This window comes from Geodermatophilus sp. SYSU D00815 (genome assembly GCF_054050035.1).
Genome location: NZ_JBJGYO010000014.1, coordinates 65529 through 87324 on the forward strand (window position 1 = coordinate 65529; position 21796 = coordinate 87324).

General features: G+C 75.0%; 26 protein-coding genes and 4 tRNA genes. 22 read left to right on the plus strand and 8 right to left on the minus strand.

Annotation, left to right across the window (positions count from 1 at the left end; all coding sequences use genetic code 11):
- Positions 1–5 precede the first annotated feature (5 nt).
- Together ACI78S_RS16120 and ACI78S_RS16125 are read right to left on the minus strand one after the other, a co-directional pair.
- Positions 6–428, minus strand: a complete 423-nt coding sequence (locus tag ACI78S_RS16120; protein ID WP_456975082.1) for a DUF7144 family membrane protein — start codon at positions 426–428, stop codon at positions 6–8.
- 98 nt (positions 429–526) lie between these two features.
- Positions 527–1384 carry a class I SAM-dependent methyltransferase gene (locus ACI78S_RS16125; RefSeq protein ID WP_456975084.1) on the minus strand — a complete coding sequence of 286 codons (858 nt, stop codon included), beginning with the start codon at positions 1382–1384 and terminating at the stop codon, positions 527–529.
- Positions 1385–1602: 218 nt separating this feature from the next.
- Here ACI78S_RS16125 and rpsA point away from each other — a divergent pair, with 218 nt between their 5' ends.
- The gene (rpsA, locus tag ACI78S_RS16130) at positions 1603–3063 is read left to right on the plus strand and encodes a 30S ribosomal protein S1 (RefSeq protein WP_456975086.1); all 1461 of its coding nucleotides are present in this window, start codon (positions 1603–1605) and stop codon (positions 3061–3063) included.
- Between the two features lie 160 nt (positions 3064–3223).
- Here the strand turns inward: rpsA and ACI78S_RS16135 are convergent, their stop codons facing one another.
- Complete coding sequence (locus tag ACI78S_RS16135; RefSeq protein ID WP_456975088.1) at positions 3224–3484, minus strand: hypothetical protein; 261 nt, start codon at positions 3482–3484, stop codon at positions 3224–3226.
- A 152-nt stretch (positions 3485–3636) separates the two neighbouring features.
- Between ACI78S_RS16135 and coaE the strand changes: the two genes are divergently transcribed.
- On the plus strand, positions 3637–4233 hold the full coding sequence (coaE, locus tag ACI78S_RS16140) for a dephospho-CoA kinase (RefSeq protein WP_456975090.1): 597 nt from the start codon (positions 3637–3639) through the stop codon (positions 4231–4233).
- A 103-nt stretch (positions 4234–4336) separates the two neighbouring features.
- On the opposite strand, the gene ACI78S_RS16145 is transcribed toward coaE, so the two are convergent.
- The 4 genes from ACI78S_RS16145 to ACI78S_RS16160 all read right to left on the minus strand — a co-directional run bounded on the left by ACI78S_RS16145 (position 4337) and on the right by ACI78S_RS16160 (position 5187).
- Positions 4337–4408 (minus strand) — tRNA-Val (locus tag ACI78S_RS16145).
- Positions 4409–4465: 57 nt separating this feature from the next.
- Positions 4466–4536, minus strand: a tRNA-Cys gene (locus ACI78S_RS16150).
- A 41-nt stretch (positions 4537–4577) separates the two neighbouring features.
- Positions 4578–4650 (minus strand) — tRNA-Gly (locus ACI78S_RS16155).
- Positions 4651–4734: 84 nt separating this feature from the next.
- On the minus strand, positions 4735–5187 hold the full coding sequence (locus ACI78S_RS16160) for an SsgA family sporulation/cell division regulator (RefSeq protein ID WP_456975092.1): 453 nt from the start codon (positions 5185–5187) through the stop codon (positions 4735–4737).
- 123 nt (positions 5188–5310) lie between these two features.
- Between ACI78S_RS16160 and ACI78S_RS16165 the strand changes: the two genes are divergently transcribed.
- The 4 genes from ACI78S_RS16165 (at position 5311) to ACI78S_RS16180 (ending at position 7431) form a co-directional block, all read left to right on the plus strand.
- Positions 5311–5964 (plus strand): sigma-70 family RNA polymerase sigma factor, encoded by a 654-nt coding sequence (locus ACI78S_RS16165; RefSeq protein ID WP_456975094.1) that lies wholly within the window; start codon positions 5311–5313, stop codon positions 5962–5964.
- Entirely contained in the window at positions 5961–6842 is an 882-nt protein-coding gene (locus tag ACI78S_RS16170) for an anti-sigma factor (protein WP_456975096.1), read from the plus strand. The genes ACI78S_RS16165 and ACI78S_RS16170 overlap by 4 nt, the downstream gene beginning before the upstream one ends.
- Positions 6839–7333, plus strand: a complete 495-nt coding sequence (locus ACI78S_RS16175; protein ID WP_456975098.1) for a TIGR02611 family protein — start codon at positions 6839–6841, stop codon at positions 7331–7333. Before ACI78S_RS16170 ends, ACI78S_RS16175 begins: the two co-directional genes overlap by 4 nt.
- A 26-nt stretch (positions 7334–7359) precedes the next feature.
- A tRNA-Val gene (locus tag ACI78S_RS16180) sits at positions 7360–7431 on the plus strand.
- A gap of 85 nt (positions 7432–7516) precedes the next feature.
- Here ACI78S_RS16180 and ACI78S_RS16185 read toward each other — a convergent pair.
- Complete coding sequence (locus tag ACI78S_RS16185) at positions 7517–8074, minus strand: dihydrofolate reductase family protein (protein ID WP_456975100.1); 558 nt, start codon at positions 8072–8074, stop codon at positions 7517–7519.
- Positions 8075–8209: 135 nt separating this feature from the next.
- Between ACI78S_RS16185 and ACI78S_RS16190 the strand changes: the two genes are divergently transcribed.
- From ACI78S_RS16190 to yajC, 16 genes are all read left to right on the plus strand, one after another.
- Positions 8210–8599, plus strand: a complete 390-nt coding sequence (locus ACI78S_RS16190; RefSeq protein WP_456975102.1) for an HNH endonuclease — start codon at positions 8210–8212, stop codon at positions 8597–8599.
- Entirely contained in the window at positions 8599–9165 is a 567-nt protein-coding gene (locus ACI78S_RS16195; protein ID WP_456975104.1) for an MOSC N-terminal beta barrel domain-containing protein, read from the plus strand. The genes ACI78S_RS16190 and ACI78S_RS16195 overlap by 1 nt, the downstream gene beginning before the upstream one ends.
- A 102-nt stretch (positions 9166–9267) precedes the next feature.
- Positions 9268–11337 (plus strand): threonine--tRNA ligase, encoded by a 2070-nt coding sequence (gene thrS, locus ACI78S_RS16200; RefSeq protein ID WP_456975106.1) that lies wholly within the window; start codon positions 9268–9270, stop codon positions 11335–11337.
- The gene (locus tag ACI78S_RS16205; RefSeq protein WP_456975108.1) at positions 11334–11909 is read left to right on the plus strand and encodes an HIT family protein; all 576 of its coding nucleotides are present in this window, start codon (positions 11334–11336) and stop codon (positions 11907–11909) included. The genes thrS and ACI78S_RS16205 overlap by 4 nt, the downstream gene beginning before the upstream one ends.
- A complete protein-coding gene (pgsA, locus tag ACI78S_RS16210; RefSeq protein WP_456975110.1) occupies positions 11910–12560 on the plus strand; it encodes a phosphatidylinositol phosphate synthase in 651 nt (216 codons plus the stop codon).
- A complete protein-coding gene (locus ACI78S_RS16215) occupies positions 12557–13540 on the plus strand; it encodes a phosphatidylinositol mannoside acyltransferase (protein WP_456975112.1) in 984 nt (327 codons plus the stop codon). The genes pgsA and ACI78S_RS16215 overlap by 4 nt, the downstream gene beginning before the upstream one ends.
- Positions 13540–14748: a glycosyltransferase family 4 protein gene (locus tag ACI78S_RS16220; RefSeq protein WP_456975114.1), complete on the plus strand. Its 1209-nt coding sequence runs from the start codon at positions 13540–13542 to the stop codon at positions 14746–14748. Before ACI78S_RS16215 ends, ACI78S_RS16220 begins: the two co-directional genes overlap by 1 nt.
- Positions 14749–14759: 11 nt before the next feature.
- Entirely contained in the window at positions 14760–15311 is a 552-nt protein-coding gene (locus ACI78S_RS16225) for a hypothetical protein (protein WP_456975116.1), read from the plus strand.
- A gap of 41 nt (positions 15312–15352) precedes the next feature.
- Entirely contained in the window at positions 15353–16279 is a 927-nt protein-coding gene (pdxS, locus tag ACI78S_RS16230; RefSeq protein ID WP_456975118.1) for a pyridoxal 5'-phosphate synthase lyase subunit PdxS, read from the plus strand.
- Positions 16280–16350: 71 nt separating this feature from the next.
- Complete coding sequence (gene pdxT, locus ACI78S_RS16235; protein ID WP_456975120.1) at positions 16351–17007, plus strand: pyridoxal 5'-phosphate synthase glutaminase subunit PdxT; 657 nt, start codon at positions 16351–16353, stop codon at positions 17005–17007.
- Entirely contained in the window at positions 17004–17765 is a 762-nt protein-coding gene (locus tag ACI78S_RS16240; RefSeq protein WP_456975122.1) for a YebC/PmpR family DNA-binding transcriptional regulator, read from the plus strand. The genes pdxT and ACI78S_RS16240 overlap by 4 nt, the downstream gene beginning before the upstream one ends.
- Before the next feature lie 144 nt (positions 17766–17909).
- Positions 17910–18860: a L,D-transpeptidase family protein gene (locus tag ACI78S_RS16245; RefSeq protein WP_456975124.1), complete on the plus strand. Its 951-nt coding sequence runs from the start codon at positions 17910–17912 to the stop codon at positions 18858–18860.
- 95 nt (positions 18861–18955) lie between these two features.
- Positions 18956–19522 carry a crossover junction endodeoxyribonuclease RuvC gene (ruvC, locus tag ACI78S_RS16250; RefSeq protein ID WP_456975126.1) on the plus strand — a complete coding sequence of 189 codons (567 nt, stop codon included), beginning with the start codon at positions 18956–18958 and terminating at the stop codon, positions 19520–19522.
- Positions 19519–20157: a Holliday junction branch migration protein RuvA gene (ruvA, locus tag ACI78S_RS16255; protein WP_456975128.1), complete on the plus strand. Its 639-nt coding sequence runs from the start codon at positions 19519–19521 to the stop codon at positions 20155–20157. The genes ruvC and ruvA overlap by 4 nt, the downstream gene beginning before the upstream one ends.
- Positions 20154–21293: a Holliday junction branch migration DNA helicase RuvB gene (gene ruvB, locus ACI78S_RS16260; protein WP_456975130.1), complete on the plus strand. Its 1140-nt coding sequence runs from the start codon at positions 20154–20156 to the stop codon at positions 21291–21293. The genes ruvA and ruvB overlap by 4 nt, the downstream gene beginning before the upstream one ends.
- A gap of 156 nt (positions 21294–21449) precedes the next feature.
- Positions 21450–21782: a preprotein translocase subunit YajC gene (gene yajC / locus ACI78S_RS16265; RefSeq protein ID WP_456975132.1), complete on the plus strand. Its 333-nt coding sequence runs from the start codon at positions 21450–21452 to the stop codon at positions 21780–21782.
- Positions 21783–21796 lie beyond the last annotated feature (14 nt).

The following is a 21796-nucleotide window of genomic DNA, read 5'->3' on the forward strand; positions in this document are numbered from 1 at the left end:
CCGGCTCAGAGCGCGTCGTCCAGCGCGTGGCCGTGCACGGTGAGCGCGTAGATCACCAGGACGTCGATGGTGATCACCAGGACCGCCCAGGCGGGGTCGGCCGGGCTGAACGCCAGTGCGACCGTCGCGCTGAGCACGGCGCACACGACGCCGATCTCGCGGGCCAGCTTGGTCCCGTTGAGCACCCCGAAGCCGGCCAGGAGCAGCACGGCCCCGAGCGCCAGGTGCACCCATCCCCAGACGCTGTAGGTGATGTCGAGGACGTGGCCGCTCGCCGTCACGCGGTAGTAGTCGTCGTTGAACAGGGCCGCGAGGCCGGCGATCGCCTGGAACACCCCGGTCATGATCATCATGAACGCGGCGAAGACCATCACCCCGGCCCAGCCGCGCCGCCGGGGCGCGACCTCGTGCGCGCGGGTGTCGGACATGGCGCCCTCCTCGGCCGGGGGCCGCGCCGGGTGCGCGGCGGCCGGCACCGGCCACCGTGGCGCACCCGGTCGCCGGCCGCGTCATCCGGCCGGGGTGATCAGCCGCCGGGTCGGTGGCAGACGAGGATCAGCGTGCCGGGGACCAGGGCGCCCCGCGCGGGGGACCACTGGCCCCAGACCTGGGTGCGGCCGGGCGTCCACTCCGGCTCGAGCAGATCGGTGAGCACCAGGCCGGCGCCGACCACGGCGCGGACCCAGTCCCCGACGGTCCGGTGGTGCTCGACGTAGACGGTGCGCCCGGAGTCGTCGGTCTCCACGTACGGCGTGCGGTCGAAGTAGGAGCCGATGACCCGCAGGTCGTCCGGGTCGGGGGAGTCGGGCAGCGGCCAGCGCAGCGGGTGGTTCACCGAGGCGACCAGCCGCCCGCCCGGCCGCAGCACCCGGGCCACCTCCCGCAGCGCGCCCTCGACGTCGGCGACGAACGGCAGCCCGCCGAACGCCGAGCAGGCGAGGTCGACGCTCGCGTCGGCCAGCGGCAGCGCCCCCGCGTCGGCCTGCACCAGCGGGACCGCCAGGCCGGTGGAGAGGTTGAGCGCGGCGGCCCGGCGGAGCATGCCGGCCGAGAGGTCCAGCGCGACCGGCGCGGCCCCGGCCCGCAGCAGCCACCGCGAGCAGGGCGCCGAGCCGCAGCCGATCTCGAGCACCCGCCGGCCGGCGACGTCGCCGAGCAGGTGCGCGTCCTCCTCCCGCAGCCCCTCCGGGCACCACAGGAAGTCCACCTCGCCGAGGTCGCGGCCGTGCTCGGCGAGGTAGGCCGGCGCGGCGGCGTCCCACCACCGGCGGTTCGCGCGGACCGACTCCGCCGTCCCGGTGGGCCGGCGCACGACGCCGCTGGCGGCCGGGTACCCGTCGGTGCCGAGGGGCAGGTCGTCGTCGGACGGCGGGGGAGCGCTCATGCCGTCCCAGACTGGCACGCCCGGGCCCGGCAGGGTCTTGCGACCCAGGTGGACCGACCCCCTCCTGCGTCCGTACGATGGGAATGCGCCTGAGGTCTGTCAGCGTTGTGCCCCGGTCAAGGGGAACGGCGCCCGCCGGCTCTCCCCGCTCTTCCCGCGGTCAACCGGCCGCGGGTGTCCCTGTCCCTACGTTCCAACCGTCCGGAGCACTCGACCACATGACCTCCACCCAGGTCCGTCCCGCCAGCACCCCCCAGATCGCGGTCAACGACATCGGTACCGCAGAGGACTTCCTCGCCGCGATCGACCAGACCATCAAGTACTTCAACGACGGCGACATCGTCGAAGGCGTGATCGTCAAGGTCGACCGGGACGAGGTGCTGCTGGACATCGGCTACAAGACCGAGGGCGTCATCCCCTCGCGCGAGCTGTCCATCAAGCACGACGTCGACCCCAACGAGGTCGTCAAGGTCGGCGACGAGGTGGAAGCTCTCGTCCTCCAGAAGGAGGACAAGGAAGGCCGCCTGATCCTGTCCAAGAAGCGCGCCCAGTACGAGCGCGCCTGGGGCACGATCGAGGCCAAGAAGGAAGCCGACGAGGTCGTCACCGGCACCGTCATCGAGGTCGTCAAGGGTGGTCTCATCCTCGACATCGGCCTGCGCGGGTTCCTCCCCGCCTCGCTGGTCGAGATGCGCCGCGTCCGCGACCTGCAGCCCTACGTGGGCCGCGAGCTCGAGGCCAAGATCATCGAGCTCGACAAGAACCGCAACAACGTCGTCCTCTCCCGCCGCCAGTGGCTGGAGCAGACCCAGTCCGAGGTCCGCAGCGAGTTCCTCAACAAGCTCGCCAAGGGCCAGGTGCGCACCGGCGTCGTCTCCTCGATCGTCAACTTCGGCGCGTTCGTCGACCTCGGCGGCGTCGACGGCCTGGTGCACGTCTCCGAGCTGTCCTGGAAGCACATCGACCACCCGTCCGAGGTGGTCGAGGTGGGCCAGGAGGTCACCGTCGAGGTCCTCGACGTCGACCTCGACCGCGAGCGGGTCTCCCTGTCGCTGAAGGCGACGCAGGAGGACCCGTGGCGCCAGTTCGCCCGCACGCACCAGATCGGCCAGGTCGTGCCCGGCAAGGTCACCAAGCTGGTGCCGTTCGGTGCGTTCGTCCGCGTCGACGAGGGCATCGAGGGCCTGGTCCACATCTCCGAGCTGGCCGAGCGCCACGTGGAGATCCCGGAGCAGGTCGTCCAGGTCGGCGACGAGATCCTGGTCAAGGTCATCGACATCGACCTCGACCGCCGGCGGATCTCGCTGTCGCTCAAGCAGGCCAACGAGGGCGTCATCGGCGACGACGACGTGTTCGACCCGGCCGCCTACGGCATGGCCGCCTCGTACGACGAGCAGGGCAACTACATCTACCCCGAGGGCTTCGACCCGGAGACGGGCGAGTGGCTCGAGGGCTACGAGGAGGCCCGCGAGACCTGGGAGCGGCAGTACGCCGAGGCCCAGGCCCGGTTCGAGGCGCACCGCAAGCAGATCGCCGAGGCCCGCGCGGCCGACGCCGAGGCCGCGGCCGGTGGCAACTACTCCAGCGGTGACACCGCCGGCGCCGACACCAGCGGCGGCACGCTGGCCAGCGACGAGGCGCTCGCCGCGCTGCGCGCCAAGCTGGCCGGCGGGGAGTGACCGTCTGACGGTCTGACCCGCGACAGCGAGCAGAGGCCCGGAACCCCGAGGGGTTCCGGGCCTCTGTCGTTCCCCGGCCGGCGAGTCGGTGAGGTGCTGGAACGGCCACCCTCCAGGGGCCCGCGCCGAACGTGCGAGGCGTGGGAGGAGGGTGGTCCTTCTAGAGCGAGAGGATGATCGCGAAGGCCGTGCGCGGCCGGCCGCCGGACGTGGCCAGGAAGTTCCAGGTGTGCCGGCCGGCGGGGGCGGTGGGCAGCAGCCAGCGCAGGAAGGCGTTGCGCTGCGGGGCGTCGCCGCGGTCGGCCTGCAGGCGCTCCCGGACGGCGGGCAGGTCGGTGACGCGCACCCCGCCGGCGCGCTCCATCCGGTGGCGACCGGGGCCGCGACGGCCGGCGGACGGGGTCGAGGGGCGGGTGTGCATGGCACGGGACATGGTGTGGTTCTGCCTCTCTCGGCGGGGGAAGAGCGCCGGGACGGACGTTATGGGTGAGAACTCCTGTGACTGGTGCGACGCGCCGTGCGCGAGTTCCGGCTGTTGCCGTTCCGTGACCTGACGCCGGATAGGTTCGCCCGGTGCTGAACATCGGGCTGACCGGCGGCATCGGATCGGGCAAGAGCACCGTGTCGGCCCTGCTGGCCGAGCGCGGCGCGGTGGTCGTGGACGCCGACCGGATCGCCCGGGAGGTCGTCGAGCCCGGCACGCCCGGCCTGGCGGCCGTCGTCGAGGCGTTCGGGGACGGCGTCCTCGGCCCGGACGGCGCACTCGACCGGCCGGCGCTGGCCGCGGTGGTCTTCGCCGACCCGCAGGCCCGCGCCCGCCTGGACGGCATCGTGCACCCCCTGGTGCGCGCCCGCGCCGCCGAGCTGGCCGCTGCGGCCCCGCCGGACGCCGTCCTGGTCCACGACATCCCCCTGCTGGTCGAGACCGGCCAGGCGGGGCGCTACGACCTGGTGCTGGTCGTGGAGGCCGACCTCGGGACCCGCGTGGCCCGGCTCGTGCGGCGCGGGCTGGCCGAGCCCGACGCCCGCGCCCGGATCGCCGCGCAGGCCACCGACGAGCAGCGCCGGGCCGTCGCCGACGTCGTCCTGGACAACAGCGGCACGCGGGAGGAGCTGGCGGCGCAGGTGGACCGCTTCTGGACCGAGCGGGTGGTCCCGCGCACCGGCTGACCGGCGGGGCCGTCGCGGTGGCCGCGGGCGGCCCGGCGCTGGAACGGCCTGCCCCGGAACGGGCCGAGGCCCCGGGTCGGTGACCCGGGGCCTCGGTGCCGCGTGGGCGATACTGGGTTCGAACCAGTGACCTCTACCGTGTCAAGGTAGCGCGCTACCACTGCGCCAATCGCCCGTGCCGGCCTGGCGGCCGGACCCTCCTCCGCGCTCGTGCCCCGCGAGGGAGACGACGAGGTGGAGACGGGATTTGAACCCGTGTAGACGGCTTTGCAGGCCGTTGCCTCGCCTCTCGGCCACTCCACCGCACACGGGCGCCGGTCTCGCGACCGGCGCCCGAGGTTCCGAGCGGACGACGGGATTCGAACCCGCGACCCTCACCTTGGCAAGGTGATGCTCTACCAACTGAGCCACGTCCGCGTTGCGTCGAGAACTTTACACGGCCGTCCCGGGGTGGTGGTGCAGGGGGGTCGCCCGGGGGTCCTCGGAACGCATATCCGCTGGTCAGCGCCCTGTCGGGTCGGCGCCACCGTTCGACAGCAGCAGGGTGAGCTCCTCGTCGAGGTCGAGGGCCGCCGACTCGCCCCCCGCCGGCACGAGCACCTCGGTCTGGCGCAGGAACGCGGTCAGCGTCGCGCGGGAGAGCTCGAACAGCGCCTCGCCGGACGGTGCGCGCAGGTGGAGGAAGAGGGCGTCGGCCGTGGCCGAGGCCGGCCACAGGCGGACGTCGCCGTCCCCGGCGGGGTGGTCCAGGCCGGCCCGCAGCAGGTCGCGGCCCATCAGCCAGGTGACCCCGTCGTCGGCGGCCCCGCCACCGGTCTGCCCGAAGGTGATCCGGACGGCGAAGGGGTCGGCGGCGTCGTACGAGAGCAGCGCCGGGACCTCGGTCCACGAGCGCGGGCCGATCAGCTGGAGGGTCAGCGGGCAGGAGTACCGGGACGAGGAGCGGCGCGCCATGTTTCTCACAACGAGGGGGTGCCCGGTTGGTGACGTCCTGATACGCGACTTGCCGCACGAGTCACATCCGCCCCACGGGCACCAGGCCGGAACCCCTGCTCGTCGCGGGGAGGACGTGTGACGATGGGAGCCGTGAGCCGCCCGGAACGGCGCTCGGCGGACGACCCGGCCGACGTCGCACTCGTCCGCCGGATCCGGGCGGGGGACCGGGAAGCGGTCGACGACCTCTACGCGCGGTTCCGCCGCCCGGCGTTCGCGCTGGCGCGGCGGCTCCTCGGCGACGACGCGCTGGCCGAGGACGTGCTGCAGGACGTCTTCCTGAGCGTGTGGCGCGACCCCGGCGCCTTCGACCGGTCGCGGGGCAGCTTCGCCTCCTGGGTGCTGGCCATGGTCCACCACCGGGCCGTGGACGCCGTCCGCCGCGAGGAGTCCCAGCGCCGGCGGCACTCGCGGGCGGGGGCCGAGCTGGTCCTGCGCGAACCCACCGAGGCGCGCGACGTCGAGGACCAGGCCTGGGAGCGGGTGGTCTCCGCGCGGGTGCGCGGAGCCCTGGGCGTCCTGCCCGCGGCGCAGCGCGAGGCGCTCACCCTGGCCTACTACGGCGGCTACACCCAGCGCGAGGTCGCCGCGCTGACCGGCGCCCCCCTGGGCACGGTGAAGACGCGCATGCTGGCCGGGATGCGGCGGCTCAGGGAGGACCTCGGCGGCGGTGCCGGCGGGCACTCGCTCGGCGGCGCCCTCGGCGGGGCCGCCCCGGTGGACGGGACGACCCGGTGACCGGCGCGCACCGCGCGGGCGACCACGCGCCGTTCGACGAGCTGGCCGTGGGCTGGGCCCTGCACGCCCTCGAACCCGAGGACGAGGCCGCGTTCGCCCGCCACCTGCCCGACTGCGCCCGCTGCGCGCGCACGGTGGCCGAGACCTCCGACGTCATGGCCGCGCTGGCCACCGACCTGCCCCCGGCCGAGCCCTCGCCGCGGCTGCGCGAGCGGCTGCACGCGGCGGTGCGGGACACCGAGCAGATCCCCCCGCTGGACGACGACCGGGCGGCCGACGACGACCCCGTCCCGCTGCGCGAGGCCGTGCCCGCCCCGCCGCCGCCGGGTCCGGCCGGCGGGTTCCCGCTCTACGAGCACGACCGGGCGGCCGGCCCCGCCGTCGGGCGCCCGCCCTGGCGCCGGCTGCTGCCCTCCGTCCTGGTCGCCGCGGCGGTCGTCGCGCTCCTCGCCCTGGGGACCTGGGCCGTCGTCCTGGGCGACGCCCGGAACCGGGCCGAGACCGCCGTGGCCGAGCAGTCGGAGGTCGTGCGCTCCCTGCTCCGGCCCGGGCAGGCCACCATCGCGCCGCTCGCCGACGAGGGCGGGCACTCGGTGGCCACCGTGGTGGCCCGGGACGGCCAGCTCCAGGTGGTCACGCAGGGGCTGACCGCCAACGACGCCGCCGCGGAGGTCTACGTCGTCTGGGGCACGGGGGACGGCGACCCGGTCCCGCTCGGCACCTTCGACGTCGTTCGCCCGCACATGGACCTGCGCACCGTAGGCTCCGACCGGATCGGGCTCGACGACTACGCCGGCTACGCCATCAGCATCGAGCCCGGCCGGCAGGCTCCGACGTCCCCGTCGGAGGTCGTCGCGAAGGGACAGGTGACCGGGTGAGCGCAGCGGGGACCGCTCCGCCGCCGCAGCCGACGCCGGAGCGGGAGCGGGAAACGGACGAGCAGCGGCGCGCGCGGTACGACGCGGACGAGTTCCGCAGCCTCCGCGAGCGCGTCCGCGACACCGGCTGGCGCCGGCGGCTGGCCGCGCGGCGGACCACCGACCACTCCTACCGGGTGGTCGTCGGGGTGGTCGGCGGGCTGATCGTCGCGTTCGGCCTGGTGACGATCCCGCTGCCGGGGCCGGGCTGGCTGACCGTCATCGCCGGCCTGTTCGTGCTGGCCACCGAGTTCCTGTGGGCCGAGCGGCTGCTCGAGTTCACCAAGAAGCACGTCAAGCGCTGGACCGACTGGGTGACCGCCCAGCCGGTGTGGGTGCGGCTGCTGATCGCGCTGGCCACGGCGGCGTTCGTGTACGGCGTCCTCGTGGTGGTGCTGCACGTCGTCGGCGTGCCGGACTGGGTGCCGGGGTGGGTGCCGCTCTGGCGGTGAGGGCCGCTTATACTCGTACCCGTCGCGGGCGATTGGCTCAGTGGTAGAGCGCTTCGTTCACACCGAAGAGGTCACTGGTTCGAACCCAGTATCGCCCACCGCGCGCGTGGGGCCAGGTGAACCCGGGGACGGGGGAGCCTGGCCCTTCGTCGTGCCCGGGGCCGCGACGCCCGCCGGTGCGGCTCAGCGGGTCCGGTAGCGCGCGTAGACCAGCCCGCTGTCGAAGGCGCGCTCCTCGACCAGCTCGAGATCGAGGCGCACGCCGTCGGGGAAGAACCGCTTGCCGCCGCCGACCACGCTCGTCGTGATGAAGAGGTGGTACTCGTCCACCAGGCCGGCCGCGATCGCCTGGGCGGCGAGGTTCGGCCCGTCGACGGTGAGGTCGTGCTCGGACTCGGCCTTGAGCCGGCGGACGGCGTCCGGGTCGAAGGACCGCTCGATCCTGGTCCGCTCGCTCGACACCGACTCCAGCGTCGTGGAGTAGACGACCTTCTCGGCGGCCTGCCAGTCGCGCGCGTACTGCACGATGTGCGGCGGCGCGTCGGGCAGGGCGTGCGCGGTCTCCCAGAAGACCATCGTCTCGTACATGCGCCGGCCGTAGAGGTACGTGCCGACGGACCGGAAGCGGTCGCCGATGAAGGTGTGCACCTCCGGGTCCTCGGCTCCTCGCCCGAGGTCGCCCTCGGCCGCCTCGGCGTAGCCGTCGAGCGAGGTCACCATCCCGTACATGAGCCTGGCCATGCGTCTCCTCCGCGTACGAGCGCGTCCGTCGCTCGGTGGTATCGGAGGCTGGGACCGGCGCGGGACCCGGAACTCATCGACCGGCCGGCCGGGCGTCCGCGGGCGGACGGCCGGGCCCGGGCGCACCCTGGGGGAGTGCCCCAGCTCGACCGCGCCGACCGGCTGACGGCGATCCTCGAGCGGGACGGCCCCACCTGCGTCTGGTGCGGCCGCGGCTTCGGCCCGCTCGTCCGGCCGACCACCGAGCACGTCGTCCCGCGGGTCAAGGGCGGGCCGTCGTGGCTGGAGAACGAGGTGGCGGCGTGCCGGCGGTGCAACGCCGAGCGCGGGCACCGCGCCCCGGTCGACTGGCTGGAGGAGTGCGAGCGGCGCGGCTGGACGCCCGACGGGCCGCGGCTGGCCCGCGCGCTGAGCGCGCTGGAGGCGGCGATCGTCCGGGAGGGCGGGCAGCGGCGGGCCCGGCCGTACCTGGACGCGCAGCTGCGCCGGCTGCGGCGGCGGGGAGGGGGCCGTACCGTCGCCTGATGACCTCCCAGGGCTCGGTCGTCCAGGTGTCCGTCTACCCGGTGAAGAGCCTCGCCGGCCGCACCGTGCCGGAGGCCGAGGTGGGTCCCGCCGGGCTGGCCGGGGACCGCGCGTGGGCCGTCGTCGACGCGACGACGGGGGAACGGGTCACGGTCAAGAGCACGCCCGAGCTGGCCCAGGTGGTGGCCACGGGGGACGACGAGGCCGACACGATCACGCTCACCCAGGTGCTCGGCCGCCCGGTGCGCCTGGCGCGGGCCGCCGCCCCGGACGACGGCGCGCCCCAGGTCGACGCCGCCGCGGTGCACCTGGTCAGCCGGGCGGCGATCGACCGCGCCGCCGCCGGCGACGTGCCCGAGGGCTGCTCGGCCGGCGACCCGCGGGCCAACCTGCTGCTCGAGCTGCCCGCCGGCGAGGACGAGCGCGGCTGGGTGGGCCGCACGGTGCGCGTCGGCGAGGTCGAGCTCCAGGTCACCCGGACGCCGAAGCACTGCCTCGGGGTGTACGCCGAGGTGCGCCGGCCCGGCCGGGTCCGCCCCGGCGACCCGGTGCAGCTGCTGCCCTGACCGCGGTCGGCGTATTCCGTCGGGGTCGGCCGCGCCCGGGCACTAACCTTCTGGTTGTCCGGCCGACCGGCCGGGTGATCCCGCGACCCCCTGGAGTTCCACGTGTCTGCCGCACCGACCCCCGCCGCGCTCGCCCCGATCCGGGTGCCGGCCGGGACCACCGCGGCCGACGCGCTCAAGGAGGCCGGCGTCGCGCTCAAGGGGCCCGACGGCGCCGTCGTCGTCCGCGACCTGGCCACCGGCGACCTCAAGGACCTCGCCTGGGTGCCCGACGCCGACGCGCAGGTGGAGCCGGTGCCCGCCGCGAGCCCCGAGGGCCGCGCGGTCATCCGCCACTCGACGGCGCACGTGCTGGCCCAGGCGGTGCAGGAGCTGTTCCCCGGCACGCGGCTGGGCATCGGCCCGCCGATCGAGAACGGCTTCTACTACGACTTCGACCCGGAGCGGCCGTTCACGCCCGAGGACCTGCAGGCCCTCGAGAAGAAGATGACCGAGATCGTCCGGGCGGGGCAGCGGTTCTCCCGGCGGGAGATCAGCGACGCCGACGCCAAGGAGGAGCTGGCGCAGGAGCCGTACAAGCTGGAGCTGATCGACCTCAAGGGCGGGGCGAGCGGTGCCGGGGAGGTCGCCGAGGGCGCCGACGTCGAGGTCGGCGGCGGCCAGCTGACGATGTACGACAACCTCGACGCCCGCTCCGGCGAGCGGGTGTGGACGGACCTGTGCCGCGGACCGCACCTGCCGCGCACGAACAACATCCCGGCGTTCTCCCTGACCCGCTCGGCGGCCGCCTACTGGCGCGGCAGCGAGAAGAACCCGCAGCTGCAGCGCATCTACGGCACGGCGTGGGAGAGCAGGGAGGCGCACAAGGCCTACCTGGAGCAGCTGGCCGAGGCCGAGCGCCGCGACCACCGCCGCCTGGGCGCCGAGCTGGACCTGTTCAGCTTCCCCGACGAGATCGGCTCCGGCCTGGCGGTGTTCCACCCCAAGGGCGGCGTGGTCAAGCGGGAGATGGAGGACTACGTCCGCCGGCGGCACATCGAGGAGGGCTTCGACTACGTCGGGACGCCGCACATCACCAAGGCGCACGTCTTCGAGCTGTCGGGCCACCTGCCCTACTACGCGGACACCATGTTCCCGCCCATGGAGCTGGAGAACGCGCAGTACTACCTCAAGGCCATGAACTGCCCGATGCACAACCTGATCTACAGGTCGCGCGGGCGGTCCTACCGCGAGCTGCCGCTGCGGTTCTTCGAGTTCGGCTCGGTGTACCGCTACGAGAAGTCCGGCGTCGTCCACGGCCTCACCCGGGTGCGCGGGCTGACGCAGGACGACTCGCACAGCTACGTGACGCCGGAGCAGGCGCCCGGCGAGATCCGGCACCTGCTGTCGTTCGTGCTCGGCCTGCTGCGCGACTTCGGGCTGGACGACTACTACCTGGAGCTGTCCACCCGGGGCGACGACCCGGCGAAGCAGGCGAAGTTCATCGGCTCCGACGAGGAGTGGGCCGTCGCCACGGCGGTGCTCGAGGAGGCCGCGCGGGAGACCGGCCTGGAACTGGTGCCCGACCCGGGCGGCGCGGCGTTCTACGGCCCGAAGATCTCGGTGCAGGCCCGGGACGCCATCGGCCGGACGTGGCAGATGTCGACCATCCAGTACGACTTCAACCAGCCGGCGGGCTTCGGCCTGGAGTACACCGCCGCCGACGGCAGCCACCAGCAGCCGGTGATGATCCACTCGGCGAAGTTCGGCTCGATCGAGCGGTTCTTCGGCGTGCTCACCGAGCACTACGCCGGGGCCTTCCCGGCGTGGCTGGCGCCGGTGCAGGTGGTCGGCATCCCGGTCACCGACGACCAGGTCGGGTACCTGCGGGACGTCGCCCTGCGGCTGCGCGAGCGCGGGGTCCGGGTCGAGATCGACGACTCCGACGACCGGATGCAGAAGAAGATCCGGACGGCGAGCAAGCAGAAGGTGCCGTTCGTGCTCATCGCCGGCGCCACCGACGCCGAGGCCGGCGCGGTCTCCTTCCGCTACCGCGACGGCAGCCAGCGCAACGGCGTCCCGATCGCGCAGGCCGTCGAGCACGTGGCGAACTGGGTCGCGGCGCGGCACAACGCCGATCCCTCGGCCACGGCCTGGCCCGACGCGGACCCGACCGCCGAGGTCCCGGTGTGAGCGCGCAGGGCCACGAGTACCGCGTACCGGTGTCGGCCGACGAGAACGGCCCGACGGCGGTGTTCGAGCACCTGTGGACCCCGTACCGGATGGCCTACATCCGCGGCGAGGGCAAGCCCACCGGCGACCACGACTGCCCGTTCTGCCTCATCCCGAAGATGGGCGACGAGGAGGGCCTCGTCGTCGCCCGGGGCGAGACGGTGTTCGCGGTGCTCAACCTCTACCCGTACAACGCCGGGCACCTGATGGTGGTCCCGTACCGCCACGTGCCCGACTACACCGACCTCACCCCCGACGAGGTCGCCGAGCTCGGGGCGTTCACCCAGACCGCGATGCGCACCATCCGGTCGGTCAGCGGCGCCCACGGGTTCAACATCGGGATGAACCAGGGCCACATCGCCGGCGCCGGCATCGCCGACCACCTGCACCAGCACGCGGTGCCGCGCTGGGGCGGGGACACCAACTTCATGCCGGTGATCGGGCTGACCCGCGTGCTGCCCCAGGTCCTCACCGAGACCCGGGCCCTGCTCGCCGCGGCGTGGGCCGACCACGCCCCGCCCGGGGAGGCCTGAGTGCTGGGCGGGAACGCGCGCCCGGCGGTGGCGCGGGTGCTCGCGCCCGTGGTCACCCGGCTCGCGCGCGCCGGGGTGACGCCCGACCTGGTGACGATCACCGGCACGGTCGGCTCGATCGCCGGCGCCGTGGTCCTCGTCGCGACCGGGCACCTGTTCTGGGGCGCGTTCGCCGTCACCCTGTTCGTGCTGCTCGACATGCTCGACGGCGCGCTGGCCCGCGCCCGCGGCGGGGGCTCCGTGTTCGGCGCGGTGCTCGACTCCACCTGCGACCGGGCCTCGGACGCCGCGATCTTCGCCGCGCTGGCCTGGTGGTTCTCCGGGGCCGGCGACAACCGCCTCCTCGTCCTGCTGGCGCTGCTCTGCCTGGTCCTCGGCGTGCTCACCTCCTACGTCAAGGCCCGGGCCGAGGGTGTCGGGCTGTCCGCCGACGTGGGGATCGTCGAGCGCACCGAGCGGCTGATCCTCGTGCTGACCGGCACCGGTCTCGCCGGCCTGGGCGTGCCCTACGCCGTCCACGTGGCGCTGTGGATCCTGCTCGTGGGCAGCGCGATCACCGTCGGGCAGCGCGTGGTCGCCGTGCACCGGGCGGCCCGCGGCCGGCCGCTGCCGTCCTCGGAGCCGGCGCCGCCGGGCACCCCGGCGCCGTGAGCCTCGTCGAGAGCCGGGCCCGCGGGCTGCGCGCCCGCGCCGGCGCCGCGCTGACCGACTTCGGCTACGCGGCCGGCTGGGGCGCGGTCCGGCTGCTGCCGGAGGGGGTGGCCCGGCGGGCCTTCGACGCCGCGGGCACCTGGGCGGCCCGCCGCGACGGACCCGGCACCCGGCAGCTGCGGGCCAACCTGCGGGTGGTCACCGGCGGCGCCCTGTCCGAGGCGGAGCTCGACGCGCTGACCGCGCGGGCGGTGCGGTCCTACGCACGCTACTGGCGGGAGGCCTTCCGGCTCCCGACCATGGGCAGCGGGCGGATCCTCCGGGACACCGTGATGCTGGGCCGCGAGCACCTGGAGAAGGCGCGCGCCGACGGCCGGCCGATGGTCCTGACGCTGCCGCACAGCGGCAACTGGGACGCCGCCGGCGTCTGGCTGGTCGACTTCCTCGGTGAGCCGTTCATGACCGTCGCCGAGCGGCTGCGGCCCGAGTCGCTGTACCGCCGCTTCCTCGAGTACCGCGAGACGCTGGGCATGCGGGTCGTCCCGCTGACCGGCGGCGAGCGGCCCAGCTCCGCGGTGCTGCGCGAGTGGCTCGCGGAGGGCCGGTCGGTCTGCCTGCTCGTCGACCGCGACCTCGGCGGTGGCGGGGTGCCGGTGCGGTTCTTCGGCCGGCCGGCCACCATGCCCGGCGGGCCGGCCCTGCTCGCCGCGCAGACCGGGGCCGCGCTGCACCCGGTGGTGTGCCAGTTCACCGACGGCGGCTGGCGGCTGCACGTCGAGCCCGAGGTGCCCGTGGCCGGCGGCGCCCGGCTCAAGGACCGCGTGAGCGCGGCCATGCAGGGCGTGGCCGACACGTTCACCCGGTTGATCGCCACGCAGCCGGAGGACTGGCACATGCTGGGCCGCATCTGGTCGGATGTGCCCCGAGACCCGCCGCGCAACGACCCCCCGCGCACGACCCCGAGGAGAGGGGTGTCCTGATGCGCATCGGCCTGGTGTGCCCCTACCAGTGGGACGTGCCGGGCGGGGTGCAGTACCACGTCCGCGACCTGGCCGAGACGCTGCGCGGCCTGGGGCACCACGTCGAGGTGCTCACCCCCGCCGAGCGCGAGGAGTCGCTGACCGAGCCCTGGCTCACCTTCGCCGGCCGCACCGTGCCGGTCCCGTACAACGGCTCGATGGCCAGCGTGCAGTTCGGGCCGGTGTCGGCGGCCCGCGTGCGGCGCTGGCTGCGCGACGGGCACTTCGACGTCGTCCACGTGCACGACCCGGCGCCGCCGTCGATCGGCCTGCTGGTCTGCATGATGGCCGAGGGCCCGATCGTGGCCACCTTCCACGCGGCCACCGTCCGGTCGAAGTGGCTGGCCGCCTGGGGGCCGATCGTCCGGCCGTGGCTGGAGAAGATCAGCGGCCGGATCGCGGTCTCCGACTTCGCCCGCCGCGTGCAGGTCGAGCACCTCGGCGGCGACGCGGTGATCATCCCGAACGGCGTGCACGTCGCCGCCTTCGCCGACGGGCCCTCCCTGCCGGGGCGCACCCGGGGCGTGGACGGGCCGACGATCGGCTTCCTCGGCCGCTACGACGAGCCGCGCAAGGGGCTGCCGGTGCTGCTCGAGGCGATGCGGTCCGTCGTCCGCGACCACCCGGGGGCGCAGCTGCTGATCGCCGGCCGGGGCGACCCCGACCAGGTGCGCGAGCTGATCGGCGAGGACCTGCGCCCGTCCGTCGCCCTGCTCGGGGAGCTCAGCGAGCAGGACAAGGCGGCGTTCCTGCGGTCGGTGGACGTCTACTGCGCGCCCAACCTGCTCGGCGAGTCCTTCGGCGTCATCCTCATCGAGGCGCTCGCGGCCGGGGCCCCCATCGTCGCCAGCGACCTCGACGCGTTCGCCAAGGTGCTCGACGACGGCGCCGCGGGCGTGCTCGTGCGCCGCGGGGACCCCGCCGCCCTCGCCACCGCCCTCGGCGGGCTGCTCGCCGACCCCGACCGGCGGGCCCGGCTGTCGGCGCACGGGCGGCAGGTGGCGGCCGGCTACGACTGGTCGGTGCTCGCGCGGCGGATCCTCACCGTCTACGAGACGGTCGTCGTCCCCGGCGGCGGCGAGGTCACGGCGGCCGACGACGAGCTGCCGCGGCTGGACCAACCCGGTGGCGCGGACCGGTCGGCCCGCAGGATCCGGGTCCGGCGATAGCCTGACGCCCCGTGACGACCGGGGCGTGGCTGATCGTCGGCGCCGTCGTCGTCGCCCTGCTGCTGGCCTGGACGGCGTGGACGCTCACGCGGCTGCGTCGGCTGGAGGCGCGCGTCGACCGGGCCTGGACCGCGCTGGACACCCAGCTGCGGCGGCGGGCCGCGCTCGCCGACGAGCTCGCCCGCGACCACGCCGGCGCCCTGGGCCCCGACACCGCCCGGCGGCTGGCCGCCGCGGCCGCCGGCGCCCGCGCTCCGCAGGCCGGTGACCGCGAGCTGGCCGAGAACGCGCTGGGCCGCGAGCTGCGGGAGCTGCCCGCCGACATCGCCGTCCCCACCGCCCTGGTCGCCGACGTGGTCGGGACCGGGACGCGGGTGCAGCTGGCCCGCCGCTTCTACAACGACGCGGTGCGCGACACCCGGGAGCTGCGCCGCCGCCGGTTAGCCCGGTTGATGCGGCTGCACGCCCGCCGCCCGCTGCCGCGCTTCTTCGACATCGACGACGAGATCGCCGAGGAGCTGCGCGGGCCGACGCCGGCCGACCGGGGCACCGACCGGCCGTAGGATCCGCTCGTCAGCGTCCCCCGAGCCTGAGGCGGCACCCCGTGGCAGCGCACGAGCCCACCCGCGAGGGCACCCCCGAGCCCGTCCCCGCGACCGGCACCGACCTGGTCAAGCGCGGCATGGCCGAGCAGCTCAAGGGCGGGGTGATCATGGACGTCGTCACCCCCGAGCAGGCGAGGATCGCCGAGGACGCCGGGGCCGTGGCCGTCATGGCGCTCGAGCGGGTGCCCGCCGACATCCGCGCCCAGGGCGGGATCGCGCGGATGAGCGACCCCGACATGATCGAGGGCATCATCGGCGCCGTCTCGATCCCGGTGATGGCCAAGGCGCGGATCGGCCACTTCGTCGAGGCCCAGGTGCTGCAGGCCCTCGGCGTCGACTACATCGACGAGTCCGAGGTGCTCACCCCGGCCGACGAGGCGCACCACATCGCCAAGCACGCGTTCACCGTGCCGTTCGTCTGCGGCGCCACCGACCTCGGCGAGGCGCTGCGGCGGATCACCGAGGGCGCGGCGATGATCCGCTCCAAGGGCGAGGCCGGCACCGGCAACGTCGTCGAGGCCACCCGGCACATGCGTGCCATCCGCGCGGGCATCCGGCGGCTGGCCACCCTCGACGAGACCGAGCTCCACGTCGCGGCCAAGGAGCTGCGCGCGCCCGTCCCGCTGGTCGCCGAGGTGGCGCGGCTCGGGAAGCTGCCGGTCGTGCTGTTCACCGCCGGCGGGATCGCCACCCCGGCCGACGCGGCGATGATGATGCAGCTCGGCGCCGAGGGCGTGTTCGTCGGTTCGGGCATCTTCAAGTCCGGCGACCCCGCGCGGCGGGCCGCCGCGATCGTGCAGGCCACGACCTTCTTCGACGACCCGGGCGTGATCGCCAAGGTCTCCCGCGGGCTGGGCGAGCCGATGGTGGGCATCGACGTCACCACGCTGCCCGAGGCCGAGCGGTACGCCGCCCGCGGCTGGTGACCGCCACCCGTCGTCCTCCGCGATCGCGGCGTCGGGACCACCCGCACGGCCGGACCGGTGGCCGGGGCGCCGTGATCGCGGCGGACCGGGCTCCGCGGGTCGGCGTGCTCGCGCTGCAGGGCGACGTCCGCGAGCACCTCGCCGCGGTGCGGGCGCAGGGCGCCGACGGGGTGCCGGTCCGCCGTCCCGGGGAGCTCGCCGCCGTCGACGGCCTGGTGCTGCCGGGCGGTGAGTCGACGACCATCGCGAAGCTGGCCGACCGGTCCGGGCTGCTGGCGCCGCTGCGCGCGGCGGTGGCCGGCGGGCTGCCGGTCTACGGCTCGTGCGCGGGGATGATCCTGCTGGCCGACCGCCTGCTCGACGCCCCGCCGGGGCAGCCGACGATCGGCGGGCTGGACGTGACGGTGCGCCGCAACGCCTTCGGCCGGCAGGTCGACAGCTTCGAGTCAGACGTCGTCCTGACCGGGCTGGCCGGGGGACCGGTGCACGCGGTGTTCATCCGCGCGCCGTGGGTCGAGCAGACCGGCGAGCGGGTGGAGGTGCTCGGCCGGGTCGAGGGCGGGCCGGCCGACGGTAGGATCGTCGCGGTCCGCCAGGGGAACCTGGTGGCCACCAGCTTCCACCCCGAGCTGACCGGGGACCGCCGGGTGCACGCGCTGTTCGTGGACCTGGTGCGACAGAACCTGGCCCACCAGAGCGGGGCCGGGCGTGCAGAGGAGGACTCGTGAGCGGCCACTCCAAGTGGGCGACGACGAAGCACAAGAAGGCCGCGATCGACGCCAAGCGCGGCAAGCTCTTCGCCAAGCTCATCAAGAACATCGAGGTCGCGGCGCGCACCGGCGGCGGTGACCCGGCGGGCAACCCGACGCTCTACGACGCCATCCAGAAGGCGAAGAAGTCCTCGGTCCCGAACGACAACATCGACCGCGCGGTCAAGCGCGGGTCCGGCGCCGAGGGCGGCGGGGCCGACTGGCAGACGATCATGTACGAGGGCTACGCCTCGGGCGGGGTCGCCGTGCTCATCGAGTGCCTCACCGACAACCGCAACCGCGCCGCCTCCGAGGTGCGCACCGCGATGACCCGCAACGGCGGCTCGATGGCCGACCCCGGCTCGGTGTCCTACCTGTTCTCCCGCAAGGGCGTCGTCGTCGTGCCCAAGGCGCAGGAGGGCGGCGAGACCGACGAGGACGCGGTGCTCATGGCCGTCCTCGACGCCGGCGCGGAGGAGGTCCGCGACCTCGGCGACACCTTCGAGGTGATCAGCGAGCCGACCGATCTGGTCGCCGTCCGCACCGCGCTGCAGGACGCCGGCATCGACTACGACTCCGCCGAGGCCGGGTTCGTGCCGAGCACGACGATCGAGCTCGACGAGGACGGCGCCGGCAAGGTGTTCCGCCTCATCGACGCGCTCGAGGACTGCGACGACGTGCAGAACGTCTACGCCAACTACGACGTCTCCGACGAGGTGCTCGAGAAGGTCGGCTGACGCCGACGGGGACGTGGTCGGCTGACGCCGGCGGGTAGGGCCGGCCGACGGCTCGTCCGCCCCACCGGCGCCGCCCCGTCCCGCCCGCCCCACCCGTGCGCGGGGGAGCCGGGGTCGGGGCCGCGCCGTCCCTAGCGTGCCCGCGTGGCACCGGACGGACGACGACGGCTGGGGCGGCTCCTGGTCCGCGGGAGCGTGCTCGGGGTGGCGGCGGTCCTCGGGCTCTCCTCGTCGGCCTCGGTCCTCGCCGAGACCGCCGTCGTCGCCGAGGAGCCCCCCGCCCCCTTCTCGCGGATGCCGGCACCGGTCGACGACCTCGGCCGCCTGCGCGGGCAGGTCCCGCCGGGGTACGGCACGCAGGCCGAGACCGCGGTCCGGCTGGCGACCGAGGCGGCGGCCGTCCAGGCGGCGGCGCAGGCCGCGGCCGAGGCCGCGCGGGCCGCCGCCGCGGCGCAGCGGGCGTCGACGGCCCCGTCGGCGTCGCCCGCGGCGCCGGCCGCCGCGGGCGGCCTCCCGCTCGGGGTGGACCCGGGCGGTTCCACCCAGGTGGTCACCGTGGTGGCGTCGTCGGCGCGCGCCACCAGCGCCACGCTCACCGCCTGGCAGCTCGGCGCGTCCGGGTGGACGGCGGTGCTCGGCCCGGTGCCGGCCCGGATCGGCTCGGCGGGGGTCGGTCAGGCCAGCGAGAGCACCGCGCGGACCCCGGCCGGCACGTTCTCGCTCACCGAGGCCTTCGGCCGGCAGGGCGACCCCGGCACCGGCCTGCCGTACCGCGTGGTCGACGGTGACGACTGGTGGGTCTCCGACGTCGCCAGCCCGCGCTACAACCGGTACGCCGAGTGCGCGCCCGCCACCTGCGACTTCGCCGAGGCGGCGAGCGAGAACCTGGCGGCGGCCGGCGCGGTCTACGACCACGCGGTCGTCATCGACTACAACAGGGGCGGGACGCCGGGCGCCGGTTCGGCGTTCTTCCTGCACGTGACCGACGGGGCGCCCACCGCCGGCTGCGTCGCCGTCGACCGGGGCAGCATGGTGGCGCTGCTGCGGTGGCTGGACCCGGCCGCCCGGCCCCTGATCGCCATCGGGATCGGCTGACCGGCGGACACGCCCGGGAGTGTCGCGTGCACCCCGTCGGTCGGGCAGGCTAGCGTGGGTCGAACACCCGTTCGGCTCACAGGGGGAGGCTGGGAATGCGGGTCCTCGGCATCGACCCGGGTCTCACCCGGTGCGGGTGGGGCATCGTCGACGGTCGCCCCGGCGCCCGCCCCACGGCGGTCGGCGTGGGGGTGATCCGCAGCTCCGCCGAGCTCGACCTCGAGCTGCGGCTGCTCGAGCTGCACACGCAGGTCACCGCGCTGCTGCGCGAGCACCGGCCCGACGTCGTGGCCATCGAGCGGGTCTTCACCCAGAACAACAAGGGGACGGCGACCGGCACCGCGCAGGCCGCCGGCGTCGCGGCGCTGGCCGCCGCGCAGGCCGACCGGCCGGTCGCCTGGCACACCCCCAGCGAGGTCAAGGCCGCGATCTCCGGCAACGGCCGGGCGGACAAGGAGCAGGTCACCCTCATGGTCACCCGGGTCCTCGGGCTGTCGGCGGCGCCGAAGCCCGCGGACGCCGCCGACGCGCTGGCGCTGGCGGTCTGCCACGTCTGGCGCGGCCCCGCGCAGAACCGGCTGCGCACGGCCGCGCTCGCCGGCGGGCTCGGCGCGTCGATGGCGCCGCGCACCCTGCCGCGCTGGCAGGAGGTGTCGCGGTGATCGCCTCGGTGTCCGGCCGGGTGGCCGCGGTGTCGCCGGACGGCGCGGTCGTCGAGGTCGGTGGCGTGGGGCTGGCGGTGCAGTGCACCCCCGGCACGATCGCCCGGCTGCAGGTGGGGGAGCAGGCCCGGCTGTCGACCAGCCTCGTCGTCCGCGAGGACTCCCTGACCCTCTACGGCTTCGCCGACGACGACGAGCGCCAGCTGTTCGAGCTGCTGCAGACCGCCAACGGCGTCGGCCCGCGGCTGGCGCAGGCGGTGCTCGCGATCCACCCGCCGCGGGAGGTGCGCCGGGCGGTGTCGATGGGCGACCTCAAGGCGCTCATGCAGGTGCCCGGGATCGGCAAGAAGGGCGCCGAGCGGCTGGTGCTCGAGCTGCGCGACCGGCTGGGCGCCACCACCGCCGACACCCAGCTCGACGGCGCCCCGTCCGCCGCGGGCCTGCCCCCGGTCACCCCCGTGGCCCCGTGGCGCGACCAGCTCGCCGCCGCCCTGGTCGGTCTGGGCTGGAGCAGCCGTGAGGCCGACTCCGCGGTCGCCGCGCTCGAGCCGGTGGCCGAGGAGCAGGCCGCGAACGGCGGCGTCCAGGTGGCCGTCCTGCTCCGGCAGGCGCTGCAGATGCTGGGCCGCTCATGAGCAACCCCTTCGACGTCCCCATGTCGGCCGAGCTCGCCGAGGGCTACGGCCGGGACTTCTCCGTGCCGGCGGGCTCGATGGCGGCGGGGGCCGGCGACGAGGAGCGGGTGGTCGAGTCGGCACTGCGGCCGCACTCGCTGGCCGACTTCATCGGCCAGCCCAAGGTGGCCCGCCAGCTCGACCTCGTCCTCGAGGGGGCCAAGCGGCGCGGCCGGCCGCCGGACCACGTGCTGCTCTCCGGGCCGCCCGGCCTCGGCAAGACCAGCCTCGCGCTGATCATCGGCTCGGAGCTCGGGACCTCGGTGAAGATCACCAGCGGCCCGGCGATCGAGCGCTCCGGCGACCTGGCCGCGATGCTGTCCAACCTCGGCCCGGGCGACGTGCTCTTCATCGACGAGATCCACCGGATCGCCCGCCCGGCCGAAGAGCTGCTGTACATGGCGATGGAGGACTTCCGGGTCGACGTCGTCGTCGGCAAGGGCCCGGGAGCCACCGCGATCCCGCTGGAGATCAACCCGTTCACGCTCGTCGGCGCCACCACCCGCGCCGGCCTGCTCACCGGCCCGCTGCGCGACCGGTTCGGCTTCGTCGGGCAGATGGAGTTCTACGAGCCCGAGGAGCTGCAGCGGGTGCTGGCCCGCAGCGCGGCCCTGCTGGGCGTGGAGCTCACCGACGAGGGCTCGGCCGAGATCGCCCGGCGCTCCCGCGGCACGCCGCGCATCGCCAACCGGCTGCTGCGCCGCGTCCGCGACTTCGCCGAGGTCAAGGCCGACGGCCGGGTCACCCGGGAGGTCGCGCGCGCGGCCCTGGCGCTCTACGACGTCGACGAGCTCGGCCTCGACCGGCTGGACCGCTCGGTGCTCGACGCGCTGGTCACGAAGTTCGGCGGCGGACCGGTCGGCGTGGCCACCCTCGCCGTCGCCGTGGGGGAGGAGCCGCACACCGTCGAGGAGGTGTGCGAGCCGTTCCTCGTGCGGGCCGGCCTGCTGGCCCGCACCCCTCGCGGGCGGGTCGCCACGGAGGCCGCCTGGCGGCACCTCGGGCACCCGGTGCCGCGGGGCGCCGGCATCCTCGGCTCCCTCCCAGGGGGCTCACCGGCACCAGGGTCGTCGTCAGAGACGCTCTTCGACGCATAGACTGCCTGGCGCTGGCGCGCAACCCGTCCGGCCGCGGCCGCGCGCGTCCCGCCCGGTCGCGCCGAGTGGGCGCCACGTCCGGACGCACCCGAGCGTCCCCGACCCCCGGGGGCGCACCGACCGCGGGACGACCCGCGGTAGAGAGGCACACCACTCGTGGAGCAGTACTTCCCGCTCATCCTGCTCGCCCTGGCGGCGGTCCTGCTGTTCGTGCTGCCCGCGCGGCAGCGCAAGCGGATGATGGCCCAGCAGCAGGCGATGAGGGAATCCCTCGCCCCCGGCACCCCGGTGATGACCACCAGCGGGATGCACGGCACCGTCGTCTCCAAGGGCGACACCACCGTCGACCTCGAGATCGCGCCCGGTGTCGTGGTCACCTTCGTGCAGCAGGCGATCCTCGAGGTCCGCAAGCCGGCCGGTGAGGTGCCCGGCAGCACGGTCGAGCCGGAGCGTCCCGCCGACGACACCGGCACCGACGGCCCCCGCTGACCCGGAGGTCTCCC